The organism is Streptomyces hygroscopicus (genome assembly GCF_026168105.1).
GTDB lineage: Bacteria > Actinomycetota > Actinomycetes > Streptomycetales > Streptomycetaceae > Streptomyces > Streptomyces hygroscopicus_D.
Window position 1 is genome coordinate 18,600 of sequence record NZ_LBMW01000068.1, and the last position, 15,177, is coordinate 33,776.

Below are 15,177 nucleotides of genomic sequence, written 5' to 3' on the forward strand. Positions count from 1 at the left end.
ACTTCCGACGGGTTCGTCCTCACGCCCGCGTGAGGACGAGCACGGCGTTCTGCCCGCCGAATCCGAACGAGTTGCTGATCGCGACCTCGGGGTGGGTGTCTCGGCCGATCTTGGCAACGACGTCGATCTCGATCTGTGAGTCCTGACTGTCGAGGTTGGCGGTGGGCGGAATGAATCCGTGCTCCAGGGTCATCGAGGTGACTGCCGCCTCGATCGCCCCGGCCGCGCCCAGCGCATGCCCGAGAACACCCTTGACAGAGGTGACGGCCGGCCGCTCGCCGAGCGTGCGGCTGATCAGTTTCGCCTCGGCGATGTCGTTCAACGGGGTGGAGGTTCCATGCGCGTTGACGTGGTCGACGTCACCGGGGCCGATTCCGGCATCGGCCAGGGCGGCCCGTACCGCCAGTTCCGCGCCCACACCTTCCGGGTCGGGGGCAGTGGCATTGTGCGCATCGGCCGACGCGCCGTAGCCACTGACCATGGCGTGGACCCGCGCGCCACGCGCGCGTGCGTCCTCGGCCCGTTCCAGCACCAGGACGGCAGCGCCCTCCGCGGGCACGAATCCGTCACGGTCGCTGTCGAAGGGCCGGGAGGCGGCATGCAACTCACCGCGGCGCGTGGACAGCGCTCCCATCTGGCTGAAGCCGGAGATGATGGAGGGCACGAGGCAGGCCTCCGTGCCGCCTGTGATCACCACGTCGCAGGCACCGGAACGCAGTAGGTCGCGCGCGACGCCCACGGCTGTCGCTCCCGAGGCGCACGCCGTCGCCGTGACGAGGTTCGGGCCCCGGGCGCCGCACTCCATGGCTATGTAACCCGCCGCCATGTTGATGGCCAGCATCGGGATGAGCATCGACGAGACCCGTTGGGCTCCGTCGTCGAGGAGCACCCGATGTTGTTTCTCCCAGGTGGCCGCGCCGCCTATGCCGCTGCCGAGAACCACGCCGACGCGGGCGCCGTCCCAGGTGGCGGGCTCCAGGCCGGAGTCCGCCAGCGCCTCCTTGGCGGCGGCGATGGCGAACTGGCTGCTGCGGTCGAGGCGCCATGCCTTCCGCCGCTCGATGGTGTTCGCCCGGCCGAAATCAGTGACCGCGCAGCCGAAGTCGGCGGGGGTTCCCGCCAGCGCCGGGACGGGCGCGGCAGCCGTCGCCCCGCCCGCGCAGATGGTCTGCCACGCCGTCTCGGCGCCGATCCCGGCCGCGGTCACCATGCCGATGCCGGTCACCGCCGCGTGGGACGGCTTTCGGCCCGACGTCATGCGAGGCTCGCCATCTTGGCCTCGATGGTCTTGGCAGCCTGGCTGATGGTGTCGTCCGACTGGATGTCCTCGTCCGCGATGGTGACGCCGAACTCCTGCTGGGCGGTCAGACCCAGTTCGACCAGGGCGAGTGAATCCATCTCCAGCTCGCTGAACGTCCGCTCGGGATCGATCTCGCCGGCCTCCAGGCCGAAGCCCTCGGCCAGCAGTGCCACGAGACGCTCGTAGGTGTCGCTCATGGGGTATCTCCTCGGTTCGTCACTATGGGCGCTGATATCGGTGCTGTTGGTCGCTACTGGCCGTACCGGCTGTGCCGACCCGTACTGGCTGGGCTGGTCCGTGCAGGTTGTGCTGGTACTTGCTCCCGGAACGAGGCCGTCGCCGCTCTTCTCAGCCGGGCACCAGATCGGGCCAGCGCAGGGCACAGGAGCCCCAGGTGAGGCCGCCGCCGAAGGCGGTCAGCACCACCCGGTGGTCGGGGTGGAGGGTGCCGTCGTCCATCGCGTCGACGAGCGCGAGCGGGATGGAGGCGGCCGCGGTGTTGCCGACGTGATCCACGTTCACCGCACAGCGGTCCCGCGGCAGCCGCATCCGATCCGCGACCGCGTGCATGATGCGCAGATTCGCCTGATGGGCCACCAGCAGATCGACGGTTCGTACGCTCCAGCCCCTGGCTTCGGCCACCCGGAGGGCCGAAGCGGCCATCCGCTCCACCGCGTTGCGGAAGACGGCCTTGCCCTGCATCCGGAAGTACGGATCGGCTCCCACGGCCGAATCGGCACGGATCGGGTCACGAGAGCCGCCCGACGGAACAGTGATCAGGTTGCTGCCCGTGCCGTCGCTCGCCAGGTCGAAGTGGCCCAGCGCGCCCGGCTCGTCAGGGGTGCCCGCGGCCAGTACGACGCCGCCCGCCCCGTCCCCGAAGACGGCCCGGGTCGAGCGATCCTGGGGGTCCAGGATGCTGGAGAAGGTGTCGGCTCCCAGGACCAGGACGCTCTCCGCGGTCCCCGCGGTGATGAGGCCGGCCCCGACAGCGAGCGAGTAGAGGAATCCGGTGCACACCGCGCCCACGTCGAACGCGGCCGCCGTGCCCAGGCCGAGCCGGGAGACGACCAGGGGAGCAGTGGCCGGGCACGGCCGGTCCGGCGTGGTGGTGGCCACGATGACGCAGTCGACCGAGGCCGCCGAGGCGGACTTCAGTGCCCGGCCGCCGGCTTCCACCGCGAGATCCGATGTGGCCATGCCCGGGTCGGCGATGTGCCGCCGGGAGATTCCGGTCCGGCTGCGGATCCACTCGTCGGAGGTGTCCAGCTCCTCGGCCAGCTCGTCGTTGGTGACGATCCGAGGCGGTACCCAGGCACCGATGCCCCGGATCACTGCGGCCCGGTTCACCGGTGGGCCTGTGAGAGGAGGGCGTCCCGCTGTTCGAGGTCTCGTACCTCCTGGCTGACGTCGCCCAGGTGGCCGGCGACATCAAGGTATGACCTCATCAGCCGCACCTCCAGGTACGGAAGGCCGTGACCGAGGCAGTAGTCCTTGATCAGGGGTTGGGCGCGGTGCAGGTTCCGGCGCGGCATCGACGGGAACAGGTGGTGCTCGATCTGGTAGTTGAGCCCTCCGTAGAAGAAGTGCGTGATCCGGCTGGGGAGCAGGTTGCGTGAGGTGACCACCTGGCGGGTGATCCAGTCCAGCTCCTCCTTCGTCCCGTCCCGCACGGGCAGGCCCTTGTGGTTCGGCGCGAACAGCAGACCCATGTAGAAGCCGAACAGCGCCTGGTGAACCACAATGAACGCGACAGCCTTGCCCGGCGGCAGCACCCAGAACACGGCGGCGAAGTAGCACACCAGATGGAAGCTGAGCAGGCCGAGATCGGCCGCCTTGTACCTCTTGAGCGCACCCTTGCGGGCCGCGACGTATCCGGACAGATGCAGCCGCAGCCCCTCCATCATGATCAGCACATAGAACATCCACGCCTGATGGCGCACGATGAAGCGGCCGGCGGGGCTGGTGCGCTTGCTGCGGTCCTTGCTGGCGAAGATGACCTGACGGCGTGTGATGTCCGGGTCGAGGGAGAGGTGGTTGGGGTAGTTGTGGTGCCGCGTGTGGTGACCCACCCACCAGCCGAAACTGACGCCGGTCAGCAGGTTCCCGTGGAGGTAGCCGATGACGTCGCTCGCCTTGCGGGTCCGGAAGATCTGCCGGTGGCCCGCGTCGTGCCCGACCAGATCAGTCTGAGCGAAGCTGAACGCGAGAAGTACCGCGGTCGCCAACTGCCACCAGCTGTCGCCGATCCATGCGAACACAGCCCATGCCCCAGTCAGCAACAACAGGTTGAACACGATCTTGTAGGTGTAGTAGACGGGCTGCTGGTCCATGAGGCCGGCGGCCTTCACCAGCCGGGTGACCTCCTCGTAGTCGGCCGTCCCGGACTCCGCGCTGCCCGGGGCGCCGGTGCGGTGCGCGTCGGCGCTCCTGTCCACGTGTGTCATAGCGCCTCCTCGAGGCCCATGTAGGCCAGGCGGGACCGCTGCATGCGCTCCGCCCACTCCTGGCCGGTCGCCATCCGCTCCTCGATCGTGGTGTCGACGAGCCTGCGTCCGGGCCACGCCTCGTAGTCACCCAGCAGCTCGCCGTGCTGTTCGATGCCCTGCTGGAAGAGCTTCTCCCGGTTGAGCACCATGTCCTCGACCGGAAGCCGGTCCCACAACCGATAGCCCTCCTCAAGGAGTTCGAGCACCCGCGGCCTGTCCTCGGGGTTCCTGAGCAGGTGATCGCGGACGATGGAACTTCCCACCGTCAGATGCCTTATCTCGTCGATGCCCGCCCCGCGCTCGATGTCCGCCGCGGCCGGATCGAAGACTCGCCACTTGCGCTCGCTCAGCTCGGCCGCCGGTGCCAGCACGCCTTCGACCAGCACCGTCAGGACCAGCACGCCGCCGATGAAGTCGCCACGGTCGCGCAGGGAGCGGAGCCCGAACTCCTCCAGCGGTACCAGGACCGCGTCCCGGTCGGCTGCCGCGAGCCGGTCCATGGTCTGCCACAACTCGCTCCGCTCGACACCCAGCTGCAACAAGTGGCTGCGGAACACCATGGCGTGCCGCGCCTCGTCGAGGAGCTGGGTGGAGTAGAACTCGAGGCTTTCGTTGTCGGGGGCGAGCGCCACCATGTAGGCGATGGCCCGGGTCGCTTTCTCCTCCGCGAGGGAGCGGAACGCCAACTCCTGGGTGAGTGCGCTGTTCAGCGGGCCGGGCTCGCTCACCACGGGATGGGGGCGCACGTCAGCGTCGTGACCGAGCACGTTTCCCCGCAGGGTGCCCTGCGGCACCGCAGCCAGCCAGTACTGCAGATCACACGACTCCGCGGTCAGGTCGAGCTCGATGGCCCCGTCCACCAGCGACGGGGCGCGCTGCCAGTCGGCCTCCGCCGGGATGCTCGCAAAAGCCATGGTCAGTCCCTTTCTGAAGGCGTGGGGGCGGGCAGCTGGTGCAGCTCGCCGGCGAAGTTGAGCAGGGGAGCGCCACTGCCTCGTACGGCCCGGTCGACCCTGGCCAGCAGCAGGTCGTGATCGCCCACCGGCACGGTGCACTGCACACTGCACATCAGCCAGCTGAAGGCGCCGCGCAGCACGGGAACGCCGTCTTCCGTGCAGCCGGCCCAAGCGCCGCGATCCAGCTGACGGACGCCCGTCGCCCGTTGCCTGTGGGCGAAATGCCGAGCCAGCTGCTCCTGCCGGGAACCCAGCATGTTGACGACGAAGGTGGAGGTGCCGAGCAGTGCCCGCAGGGCCCGGCTGGTGCGGCGCAGTGCGACCGAAACCATGGGCGGTTCAACGGACGCGAGGGCCAGCGTGCTGACAGTGACACCCTGTACGTCCGCCTCGCCGCCGCAGGTCAGCACCACGACTCCCGTGACCAGCTGGTCCGCCGCGCCGCCGGCCGGTTCGGCCGCAGGGCCGGGCGGCCACGCCCTGAGCGTCTGGTCGGCGGTCGCGCTGGTCATAGAGATCCCGTCTGCAGGGACTGCGCGGACTGCGCGGACTGCGCGGACTGCGTCCTGCGTACGGTGTCGGCGGAGGCTCCGAACTCGCTCCGGAAGCGTTGGTACGCCGGATGCGCCTCCGGTTCGAAACTCAGCGCGAAGGGCTTGAGGAAGTTCCCGAACAGCGCGCGGTCGCCGAACAGATGGATCGGCAGAGCCAGCAGGGCCCACTCGAAGCCCCACACCGAAATCCACACGAGCGCGACCAGACCTTGGGTCACCAGGCTGTGCATGACGTTGTACAGAATGAAGTAGACCTTCGGAATCTCTGTGCCGCCCACCTTGCCGGCGGCCTTGTCCCTGCTGTGGCTGCGGTGGTATTGGTACGCACCCGGGAGATAGCCGATCAGGTCGATGTAGACGAAGAGCACGACGGCGGGGATCCAACGCACATCACCGAGATGCGCGAAGAGCAGCACCACCGACACCAGCAGTCCCAGCCCGTATTCCGCGCGGATCAGCCACGCGGTGGTGCCGGTCATGAACAGGTTCTTGGTGTCCATCAGCGTGACACCGCCAAAGCCTCTGTGACGGCCCCGTCGCCGACCACGGCGGCACCGGTGAACAGCCCGCTGACGATGCGGGCGATGGTCTCCTTGAAGACCTTGACCGCGACCGGGTCCAGGATGCCGGCCAGGCTCGGAATGCCGAAGTCGAATTCGGCGTCGAAATCCACGCGACATCCCGCACCCTCGCGGGAGACGCGCCAGGAGCCGGTGAACGAGTCGAAGTCGCCGTCGAGTTGGGAGAAGAAGATACTCAAACCGGCGCGGTCGAAACGGTCTTCCTCCGTCCAGCTAAGGATTCCGTTGCGGAAGTACACCTCCCAGTCGCTGGTCTCCTCCTCGGCGCTGACCTCGTGCACGGTCACCGACCGGACCACCGGGACGAGTTCGGGATAAGCGGCGAAGTGCCGCACTCGGTCGAAGACCGCGCCCGGATCGGTTTCCTGCACGGCAAGAGCCACATGAACGCTACGCATGAACAGGGCCACCTTCGGAAGTCGGGGCATACCGGGCCGCCTGTGCCCGGCAGGCGCTGTCGAATGCCTCGCACAGGAAGGCCACTTCCGCCGCGTCGAGGATCGCCGGCGGCGTCAGCCGCAGTACCAGGTGCGAGTTGAGCGAGTGATTGGCGATGACGCCCTGCGAGACCAGCTCGATCAGCAGGTCGCCCGGGATGCCCGGTTCGGAGAACTCGAACCCCAGCAACAGGCCGCGCCCACGTACCTCGCGGACCGCGTCGCCGAAGTGCTCCCGGACGATGTCGCCCAGGGCCGAGAGCAGTTGGGCACCCAGCTCGCGGGCGCGTTCGACCAGACCTTCTTCCTTGATGGCCCTGATCGCGCCACGCGCCGCGGCCATGGCGATCGGCACCCCGGAGAAGGTGGAGGTGTGCAGATAGGGGTCCCGGTCGAAGACGGAGAACGCGCGCGGTGTGGCAACCACCGCCGATACCGGAATCACGCCCCCGCTGAGCCCTTTGCCCACGAGCAGCGCATCGGGCGTGACGCCCTCCCGGTCCGCCCCGAACCAGGTGCCCAGCCGGCCGAGTCCCGTCTGCACCTCGTCCAGGACGAAGAAAGCGCCGTGGCGAGCGCAGGCCCTCTGCACGGCGCGCAGATAACCGTCGGGCGGCAGAACGACACCCGCCTCTCCCTGGACGGGCTCGACGACGACGCAGCCCCGCCCCGGAATGGTGCCGAGCAGCTCGTCCAGCGCCTCGGCGTCACCGAACGGGACGTGGTGCACGTCGGGCAGCAGGGGCCGGAAAGGGGCCTGGAACACCTCTTTGCCGGTGAGGCTGAGCGCCCCCATGGTCTTGCCGTGATAGCCGTCGTACATGGCCACCAGTTGGTCCTTGCCCTGGGTTCGCGCCATCTTGATCACGGTCTCGACGGCCTCTGCGCCGGAACCGGCGAAGTGGACGCGCTCCAGGCCGGGCGGGGCCACCTCGACCAGAGCGTCCGCCGCCAGGGCCGCCTGCGGTTCGAGAAGGATCCGCGTGGCCACAGGATTGCGGTGCAGTTGCTCCTCGACCAGTCGTACGACGGTGGGATGGCGTGCGCCAAGGAGCATTACGCCGTAACCGCCGCAGTTGAGGATGCGTTTGCCCTCGGCGTTGATCACCCAGGCGCCCTGCGACTCCGTCTCGACGTGTCCGCCGAACATCTCGCCCAGGACTGCCCGTCCCTTGTTCAGCCGGGTCCGGTACAGGTCCCCGAGAGCCCGTCGGTCGTACGCCCGCCCGTCGTCCCCTGCGGGCAGCACAGGAGGCGCTGATGCCGTGTTCATCGCTCTCCTCATGTCAGCCGCAGCGGTCGGCCGTCGACGTGTTCAAGAAAGGGGCCGACGAAGCTGGAGCGGGACGGGGGGTGGAAGGAGAGACCGTGCGAGGAGGCGGCGAGGTAGGCGACGTCGGAGGACTCGATGAACGCCATGCCCCCGAGTGACTCCACGGCCTGGCGCACCGTCTCGCCGAGCGCGTCCTGGCAACCGAAGCGCGCCAACAGGGCTTTGCCGAGGGCGACGTTTCCCGTCTCACCGTCCATGATCATGCGGGCCGTGCCCTCCAGCAGCAACATCGCCGACTCCAGCCGTGCGACCAGATGGGCACGGTCGGAGTCGCTGCCGCGCCCGCGAGCCAGCACACGCTCCACCAGCGCGCTGGCGATCCCCACGTACGAGGCGGAGATGAGGAGCGCGAACCAGATGAAGCCGACCGTCTGCAGCTCGTCGAGTTCACCGGCGTCGCCCAACTCGGTGCGCATGACCTGCTGTTCGTCGACGAACACGTCGGTGAGCCGGACCTCGTCGCTCTCGGCACCGGCCAGCGCCCAACTCGACCAGAACGGTTGCACGGTGATGCCCTCGGCCGCCCGGGGCACGAGCAGCACGGCCATGTCGCTGCCGCCGGCTGCTCGGGGCAGGGCCACGCTCGCGGTGAGCAGATCCATCGACCGGGACAGACTGCACGGCTTCTTCGCGCCGTTGATCGTGTAGCCGCCGTCGACGGCCCGCGCGGTCATCGTGGGGGCGAGGATCCCGCGCCCCGGTTGCCCCTCCGCGAAGCCGGAGGCCACCAGCAGGTTCTGCGCGCTGATGCCTTCCAGGAGCGCCCACTCCACACCACTGCTCTGCAGACTGTCTGCGAGTGTGAACAGTGTCGCCACCGAGAAGTGGTGCATGGTGGTCGCGACGGCCAGGGACGGGGCGGCCGCCGCCAGGGCGCGTGTGACTTCCAGCGCCTGGATCGGGGTTGCCCCGGCGCCGGCGTAGATCTTGGGGATCACCAGGCCGGGACCGCCGTGCGAACGGAAGAGATCGATGGACGGGCTGCCCGGTTGCTCCAGTTCGGTCAGCGGCACCTCGGCGAGTCTGCCCAGGAGCCCGGGCAGGAAGGTCTCACAGGTCGTCCGTGCTGCGTCGAGTGAATGCATGAGAGCTCGCGACTCCTCACGGTTGGGAATCGTTGGGGTGAACCGACTTGGGCGTGCTTCGAGAGCCGTTCCGCCGAAGGGCCCTCCACCCACCGAAAACCGCGTCCCGAGGCCTGGATCCGGAGCTGATGCTGACGCCCTGGATGTGGCTCGTGCGCAGAATCGGATAGTTGGCCTCGCCGAAGACTCCTCCGGTCAGTCCGGTTCCGCCGTGTGTGGGCAGATAGGGGAGAAAACCGATGTGGGAGTCGTTGATCTTCAGCAGCCCGCCGGTGCGAATCCGGTTGAGAAAGGTGTCGACCACCGTTGAGGACGTCGCCCACACCGAATTGCGCAGGCCGTACTCATTGCTGTTCATGTACTCGACGAAGCGCTCCAGGAGAACGCCGTCCGGCGCAGGTTCCGCCACCACGACGGGCAACAGGGGAAAGAACGTCTCATGACGTACGGCGTCGACCTCGCGTGCGCCCTCAAGTCCGCGCAGTACTATGACAGTCGGTTCGAGGAAGATGCCGGTGGCATCGCGGGTTTCGTCGACCTGCATGGCGTGTCCGCCGCAGGCCAGTTCGGCGCCCTTGTCCAAGGCGTCACGAAGGCAGCTGAAGAACTTCTCGTTTCGCAGCACAGGAGTGAGCAGCACATCCTCCTCACCCGGCCGTCCGGGCCGGATGTGGCCGATCTGGCGGATCAGGCGTGCGACGAGGTCATCGGCGATGTCGGGATGCATCAACACCTGATTGGGAATCATGCAGAGCTGGCCCGAGCCGTAGAAACTCTCCGTCAACGCTTCGGCCGCCAGCTCCAGGTCGGCGTCCTTCCAGACCACGACCACGTCATTGCCCGCGAGTTCGAGAATCGGCTTCTTCCCGGCCGCGATGCAACGCTCCTGGAACCGGACGCCGTTCTCGCTGCTGCCGAAGTACATGATGTCGTTCACATGGGGGCTGTCCACCCACGCCGACAGCATCGGCGCGGGATCCCCGCACACCACGTTGAGAGTGCCGGGGGGTGCCCCGACTTCTTCCAGCACCGGCCTCACCACCTCGTGCAGTACGTACATCACGCCGAGGGGAGCGCTGCGCGGGGCGCGTACGACCAGGGAGTTGCCGGCCATGATGGAGGTGACGCCCAGCAAGGCGCTGGAAAGGGGTGCATTGTGCGGCGGGTTCAGGCACACCACACCGTCCGGGAGACGGCGGATCTGGATACGGCGTTCGCCCTGCCGGAACTCCTGGTGCATCTGCGAGCGATAGAAACCCACCGACTCCGGGCCGAAGCACTCCAGCATTCCCGAGACCTGCCAGCGGGCCAGGACGAGCGGGTGCCCTTCGGAGACCAGGATCCGTGTGATCTCCTCGGCTCGCTCGGACAGCCTTCGGCGGAGCAGCTCGCCGACCTCGTCCAGTCGGGTTTCCAGCGGGAAGGCCGCCCAGACCGGCGCGGCAGCCGAAGCGGCTTCCAACGCCGCCTCGACGGTCGCCCGGTCGGCTTTGGCGACACGACCGACGATGCTCGGTGGCAGCGACTCCGGCGCGATGCGCCCCTGATCCAGCTTCCGCTTGAGTGACAGACTCGCGAACGCATCGTCCAGCAACACCGCGGAATCCACGACATACACCCAGGCGTCACTTTCGCAGTCCTGCCCGCCCACATAGGAAGAATAGGACCTGAGGGGGGTCTGGTTTTCGAGTGCTGGACTGGGTGGCGTCGGATCCGGGAGGGACAACTGCGTGATCCCCACTCTCACTCCCTGCTGTCGCTGTTCATGTTCTCGGTGGGTGTTTCGAAGTTCTCCAGATCCTGGCAGTGGCCACTGAAAAAGCGCTGACAGCCCGCTGAAACCGTCTTGTCAGAAGCATTGTTGAAGAAGTCGCTACGCTACCCACTCAGATGATGCGGCGAGGTGACGTGAAAGGGATGGTTCCTCCATGAAGCGGTCAGGGGCGCAGGCCGAGACGGATCCAGATTCCCTGGGTGACCTGGGAAGGTCACTGATCAGGTCGGCAATCGAGAAGTACGCGGACAACCCGAGCGCCTTTCTTGGCCTTAACACCGGAAACGAAGCCTTCTTCGCTCCCGGAGAGGACGGGGCCATCGTCTACCGCAGGGCCGGCCGATACCTCATCCAATTCGGGGGAGTGTTCGCCCCGATGGAACAGCGGGTAACACTGCTGCGGGAGTTCAAGAAGTTCGCGGAAAAGGAGAGGCGACGCATCACCGCGATACAGCTTCAGGCGGCAGATGCCGGGCTGTATGAATCCGAAGGGTTCGTGGTCAACCAGGTCGGCGCATCGTACTCGGTCAAACTGCCGGAGTTCTCGCTGCGAGGTTCGAAATTCGTAAAACTCCGGAACAAGATATCGCGCGCCAAACGGAGTGGGCTGGAGGTGCGCGAAGCGGATTTCAGTCGGTACGCTGAACAAATGGATCAGATCGACAAGAACTGGCTTAATTCAAAGGGCCGGCACGTCAAGGAGATCGAATTCCTGGTGGGGCAGCTCGGAGGGTCCGTCCAGGAATATCGCAGGCTCTTCGTCGGCATCTTGGACGAGACGCCGGTCGCTTATATCTCCTACTCGCCCTCCTACGGCTCCAACCCTGGGTGGCTGCATGACCTGAGCCGACGGGTCGCGGAAGCTCCGCCCGGCGTAATGGAGGCTCTGAACTCCACAGCCATGGACATCTTCCGGAAAGAGGGAGCCGAATGGCTGCATTTCGGCTTCACTCCGTTCACCGGGCTGGGTCCCGAGCATGAGCTGCCTCGGCACAGTCCGCTCACGGCGAAATTCATGAGACTCCTCGCAGAGCATGGCGAGGCCGTCTACCCGGCCCGCAGCCAGCTTGCCTACAAGGAGAAGTGGGGGCCCGACCTGGTACTTCCGGAATACCTTGCCTTCGAGGGCAGTGTGCGCCCCGGAGCCATCTGGCAGATCCTCAGGGTGACGAACTCCATATGACGGAGAGGGGGTGTCGATTCAGAGGTCGATTCACCGTCCCACCGACGAATGGCTCAGTATTTTCTGGAACTCTGCCTGCAGCCTCTTGCTCGGTTCGAGTCCCAGATCGTGGGCGAGACGGTGACGTGTGCGCTGATAGGCGTCAAGTGCCTCCGCCTGGCGGCCCGAATGATACAGCGCAGTCATGAACTGCTCGCAGAACCGTTCCCGCAGGGGATACTGCATATAAAGCTGTTCGATCTCCGGGACCAGGCTCTGGTACTTGCCCAGCGCGAGCCGTGCGTCGATCAGCCGCTCGTGGGCGATGAGTCGAGTCTCCTCAAGGCCTGCGTAGGCGGTTCGGCAGATCATTCCGGGACCTGCGTCCAGAAGTGCGGGTCCTCGCCACAGCGCGAGCGCCTCGGTAAGCCGGTCGGCCACCTGCTGCGGCGAATGACTTCCGATGCGTTCCGTCGAGGCCACGTACTGTTCGAACCGGAGAGCGTCAACGTCGGAGGCGTTGATACGCAGTATGTATCCGGAGGAACTGGTCTCGATGACCTCGCGCACATCCGGCTTGCCCGAACCTTCCGCAAGGATTCGACGCAGTCGGGCGATGTGGCTTTGCAGGGAGTTTGCGGCATTCCTTGGCGGACGCTCTCCCCATAACTCATCTATGAGGTCGTTCGAGGAAACAGAAATTCCGGGTGAGAGGGCGAGGGTTGCGATGATGGCCCGAAGTTTCTCACCGGTCATTGCGACCGAAATCCCATCCTCGATCACCTCCGTGACCCCCAGGAGATTCACCAGCATGTATGTTCCCTCGATGCCCGGTACGGAATGTTCCTGTGCGAGACACTCGAGGTGCATGGGATGAATTCATGGACGGCAATCGATCGTCGCCTCCTCGCATGAGGAGCCGGCGACATTTCGATCTTTTCTCGTACGATGAAACCGAGTTTTTGCGTCTTCACGTGTCTCCCCCGTTCCCATAGCTGGTTGCGAGTTTAGGGCGATGTGATGTGACGGTCAATATAAATTTCAAGTTCTTGCTGCCGACGTCGCAATAAATTGCACCTGGAGGTCTGGAAATGGCCAGCAGCAGCACCGGATGGAACCGGGAATTCGACCCGCCCCCGGACAGGCGGGAGGGCGGGGCGGTGATGCCCGCGATCGCTCGGCGCCTGCGCCATGTCCGCCAATATCACCCAGAGGGGCCGTTTACTCTCTCTGAGTTGGCTGAGCGTACGGGTGTCTCGAAACGCACTCTGGTCGCAGCGGAGTCGGCGGAAGGCACGAATCTGACCATCGAAACGCTGGTGAAGGTCACGCGCGGCCTGGGGATTGGGCGCTGGGCCTATCTCCTGGATGAGCAGGTGTTTCGGCAGGTGAATGCCGAGCTGCGAAAGGTGGGCCACCTGATGAGGCAGGAGCGCGACGCAGAATCCCTGGGGAGCCTCGCTTGTCTCCTGGGTGGAATCCTCACCGCGACTGCGGCCGACCGACCTGGGGCACGGCGGATGTAGAGGTGCCCGAGTGTCTCTGTGTTGCGCGGGGCGTAGCACCTGGGCCACGACGGCAGGTTGGCTGGATTGCTCTGCAGCGATCCCTCGTGTCGGGCGACATCCAGTCGTTCTCCGTGTGGCCGGGCGCGGACAGTGAGCCTTTTCAGCACGGTTACGTATCGGGTGACGGCGCGGCCCGATCAACCGCACTGCCTGGAACACCAAGGCGGGACTCCCGCGCGGCCCGGCGGCTCAGTTCGTCGAGGCCTGGCCCGGGGCAGCAGCCGTCAGCTCACGCACCGTGGCGACCCGTCAGAAGACCTGGCGAAGCGGACGCTCAAGTTCGATGACCCACGTTGTTGCCCGCCGTTGTTGCCCGCCGTGGTTGCCCGCGTTCCCAAGTCCGGGCGCCCCTGAGCGGTGTCGCACTCAGAGGCGCCCGGCGGAGTCAGTGCTTGGTCGGGACGACCGGGTTGGACGGGGGCGAGGCGGGGCCGGCGCCTACGCAGTTGGTGGCCGATACGGTGAAGGTGTAGCTGGTTCCGGGTGTGAGGCCGGTGACGGTGGCGCTGGTCGAGGTGCCGCTGACGGTCGCGCTGCCGCCGGGGGAGCCGACCACGTTGTACTGCGTGATCGAGCAGCCTCCGTTGCTGGCAGGCGGTGTCCAGGTGACGGTCGCCTGCCGGCGACCGGCGGTGGCGGTCACGTTGGTCGGGACACCGGGCAGGGTCTGGCCGACCTGCGGCACGAAGAAGTCCGACATCGCAGTGGCGCCGCCGTCGTTGCTGGTCAGCGGAGCGAGACCCCATGCAGACTCGATCGTGGCCAGCCAGGAGAAGTGGTTGTACGGGTTGGTCGAGTGGTACCCGGCCGTGGTCGACTTGCTGATGACGATCGAGGCCACCTGATTGCCCTGGGTGCCGTCGTCCTCGTCCCACACGATGTTGAGCACCGAGTTCTGGCTGGTGAAGGCGGGGGAGTTCAGGATGGTCGGCACGTTCTGCGACAGCCAGGTGTCGCCTTGGGCGATCGTGCCGTCGTGCATGTCGTCGATCAGGTTCGGAGTGATGAACGCGTAGTTCGGCGTGGTGGTCGTCGAACCGAGGTCGGTGGCGAGCTGGCCGTACGGCACGTCGTTGTTGCACTGCGACGTGGTCTGAATGTCGGTGTAGTAGACGAACGGGTTGTGCCGCACCGCATACTCGCCCGAGTCGGACAGCGTGCAGGGTGCCGGCATCGATTCCTCGTAGGCCTTCCAGGTCTTGCCGGCCGGCGTGATTCGGTCCGCCGCGATGTTCGGCTGGTTCACCGTGCATTGCGACGGGTTGCAGTCGGTGGTGATGCCGAAGTTCGATCCACCGGTCAGTTCCAGGTAGTTCGGCAGGCTCGGGTGGCCGGCCGCGAAGTAGTTCGACGCGATGCCGTTCTGGCTGACCAGCGAGTTGATGTACGGCGCCTGGCTGTTGCCGACGATCTCGTTGTACGAATGGTTCTCCATCAGGATGGTGAAGACGTGGTCGAACGCCGGAACGGCCCCAGCCGTCTGCGCGGACGCAGCGCCACCGGACATCGTCGGCGTCAGGGCGACCAGCAGCGCGGCCACGAAGGTCAGCAGCCTTCTGGCCAGTCGTCGGTGCGGATCCATGTGCAACCTCCTCCAACTCGGTGGGGGGCACCCAGCACGGTGAAGGAACCAGCGGTTCCGGCGCCTCCGCCCGCACTCGTCCGTTGGCTGAACTTCTCCCTGTGGTCCGTCAACAATCCTTCAGTCACTGCCGACTTGATTGTTCACGGGGCGGAGGACCGCCCGGCCTTCGCGGAGGATCATTCGACTGCTTTCCGCGGCACGCCGCGTCCGATGCGTCCTGCGCGGCAGAAAGCACGGTGGGTCCTACCGTGGCCGCTGCGAGCCCGTGCGGTGGAACGCTGTTCTCGGGCGGTGTGGGGTGCACGCCGGGTCCTAACTTGATCTTTAACATCCGGTGTCGAATGGTGCGTCGA

General features: G+C 66.4%; 15 protein-coding genes. 2 read left to right on the top strand and 13 right to left on the bottom strand.

What is annotated here, in order from left to right:
* Nucleotides 1-19: 19 nt before the first annotated feature.
* From AAW14_RS36000 to AAW14_RS36050, 11 genes are all read right to left on the bottom strand, one after another.
* Nucleotides 20-1,258, bottom strand: coding sequence for a beta-ketoacyl-[acyl-carrier-protein] synthase family protein (locus AAW14_RS36000; protein ID WP_265568660.1), 1,239 nt, complete (start codon nt 1,256-1,258; stop codon nt 20-22).
* A complete protein-coding gene (locus tag AAW14_RS36005) occupies nt 1,255-1,497 on the bottom strand; it encodes an acyl carrier protein (RefSeq protein ID WP_265568661.1) in 243 nt (80 codons plus the stop codon). Before AAW14_RS36005 ends, AAW14_RS36000 begins: the two co-directional genes overlap by 4 nt.
* A gap of 151 nt (nt 1,498-1,648) precedes the next feature.
* A complete protein-coding gene (locus AAW14_RS36010) occupies nt 1,649-2,650 on the bottom strand; it encodes a beta-ketoacyl-ACP synthase III (protein WP_265568662.1) in 1,002 nt (333 codons plus the stop codon).
* Complete coding sequence (locus tag AAW14_RS36015; protein ID WP_265568663.1) at nt 2,647-3,747, bottom strand: fatty acid desaturase family protein; 1,101 nt, start codon at nt 3,745-3,747, stop codon at nt 2,647-2,649. Before AAW14_RS36015 ends, AAW14_RS36010 begins: the two co-directional genes overlap by 4 nt.
* Nucleotides 3,744-4,703 (bottom strand): VlmB-like protein, encoded by a 960-nt coding sequence (locus AAW14_RS36020; protein WP_265568664.1) that lies wholly within the window; start codon nt 4,701-4,703, stop codon nt 3,744-3,746. The genes AAW14_RS36015 and AAW14_RS36020 overlap by 4 nt, the downstream gene beginning before the upstream one ends.
* A gap of 2 nt (nt 4,704-4,705) precedes the next feature.
* Nucleotides 4,706-5,257 (bottom strand): flavin reductase family protein, encoded by a 552-nt coding sequence (locus AAW14_RS36025; protein ID WP_265568665.1) that lies wholly within the window; start codon nt 5,255-5,257, stop codon nt 4,706-4,708.
* Nucleotides 5,254-5,799: a hypothetical protein gene (locus tag AAW14_RS36030; RefSeq protein WP_265568666.1), complete on the bottom strand. Its 546-nt coding sequence runs from the start codon at nt 5,797-5,799 to the stop codon at nt 5,254-5,256. Before AAW14_RS36030 ends, AAW14_RS36025 begins: the two co-directional genes overlap by 4 nt.
* Nucleotides 5,799-6,278 (bottom strand): type II toxin-antitoxin system RatA family toxin, encoded by a 480-nt coding sequence (locus AAW14_RS36035; protein ID WP_265568667.1) that lies wholly within the window; start codon nt 6,276-6,278, stop codon nt 5,799-5,801. Before AAW14_RS36035 ends, AAW14_RS36030 begins: the two co-directional genes overlap by 1 nt.
* Nucleotides 6,271-7,590 carry an aspartate aminotransferase family protein gene (locus AAW14_RS36040; protein ID WP_265568668.1) on the bottom strand — a complete coding sequence of 440 codons (1,320 nt, stop codon included), beginning with the start codon at nt 7,588-7,590 and terminating at the stop codon, nt 6,271-6,273. The genes AAW14_RS36035 and AAW14_RS36040 overlap by 8 nt, the downstream gene beginning before the upstream one ends.
* 8 nt (nt 7,591-7,598) lie before the next feature.
* A complete protein-coding gene (locus AAW14_RS36045) occupies nt 7,599-8,735 on the bottom strand; it encodes an acyl-CoA dehydrogenase family protein (protein ID WP_265568669.1) in 1,137 nt (378 codons plus the stop codon).
* Nucleotides 8,736-8,751: 16 nt separating this feature from the next.
* Nucleotides 8,752-10,386, bottom strand: a complete 1,635-nt coding sequence (locus AAW14_RS36050) for an aldehyde dehydrogenase family protein (protein ID WP_265568670.1) — start codon at nt 10,384-10,386, stop codon at nt 8,752-8,754.
* A gap of 277 nt (nt 10,387-10,663) precedes the next feature.
* Here AAW14_RS36050 and AAW14_RS36055 point away from each other — a divergent pair, with 277 nt between their 5' ends.
* Nucleotides 10,664-11,692 (top strand): bifunctional lysylphosphatidylglycerol flippase/synthetase MprF, encoded by a 1,029-nt coding sequence (locus tag AAW14_RS36055; protein ID WP_265568671.1) that lies wholly within the window; start codon nt 10,664-10,666, stop codon nt 11,690-11,692.
* A 30-nt stretch (nt 11,693-11,722) separates the two neighbouring features.
* Here AAW14_RS36055 and AAW14_RS36060 read toward each other — a convergent pair whose 3' ends face one another.
* Complete coding sequence (locus tag AAW14_RS36060) at nt 11,723-12,484, bottom strand: AfsR/SARP family transcriptional regulator (protein WP_265568672.1); 762 nt, start codon at nt 12,482-12,484, stop codon at nt 11,723-11,725.
* A 278-nt stretch (nt 12,485-12,762) separates the two neighbouring features.
* Here AAW14_RS36060 and AAW14_RS36065 point away from each other — a divergent pair, with 278 nt between their 5' ends.
* On the top strand, nt 12,763-13,197 hold the full coding sequence (locus tag AAW14_RS36065; RefSeq protein WP_265568673.1) for a helix-turn-helix domain-containing protein: 435 nt from the start codon (nt 12,763-12,765) through the stop codon (nt 13,195-13,197).
* 427 nt (nt 13,198-13,624) lie between these two features.
* On the opposite strand, the gene AAW14_RS36070 is transcribed toward AAW14_RS36065, so the two are convergent.
* Nucleotides 13,625-14,821 carry an alkaline phosphatase family protein gene (locus tag AAW14_RS36070; RefSeq protein WP_265568674.1) on the bottom strand — a complete coding sequence of 399 codons (1,197 nt, stop codon included), beginning with the start codon at nt 14,819-14,821 and terminating at the stop codon, nt 13,625-13,627.
* Nucleotides 14,822-15,177: the final 356 nt, after the last annotated feature.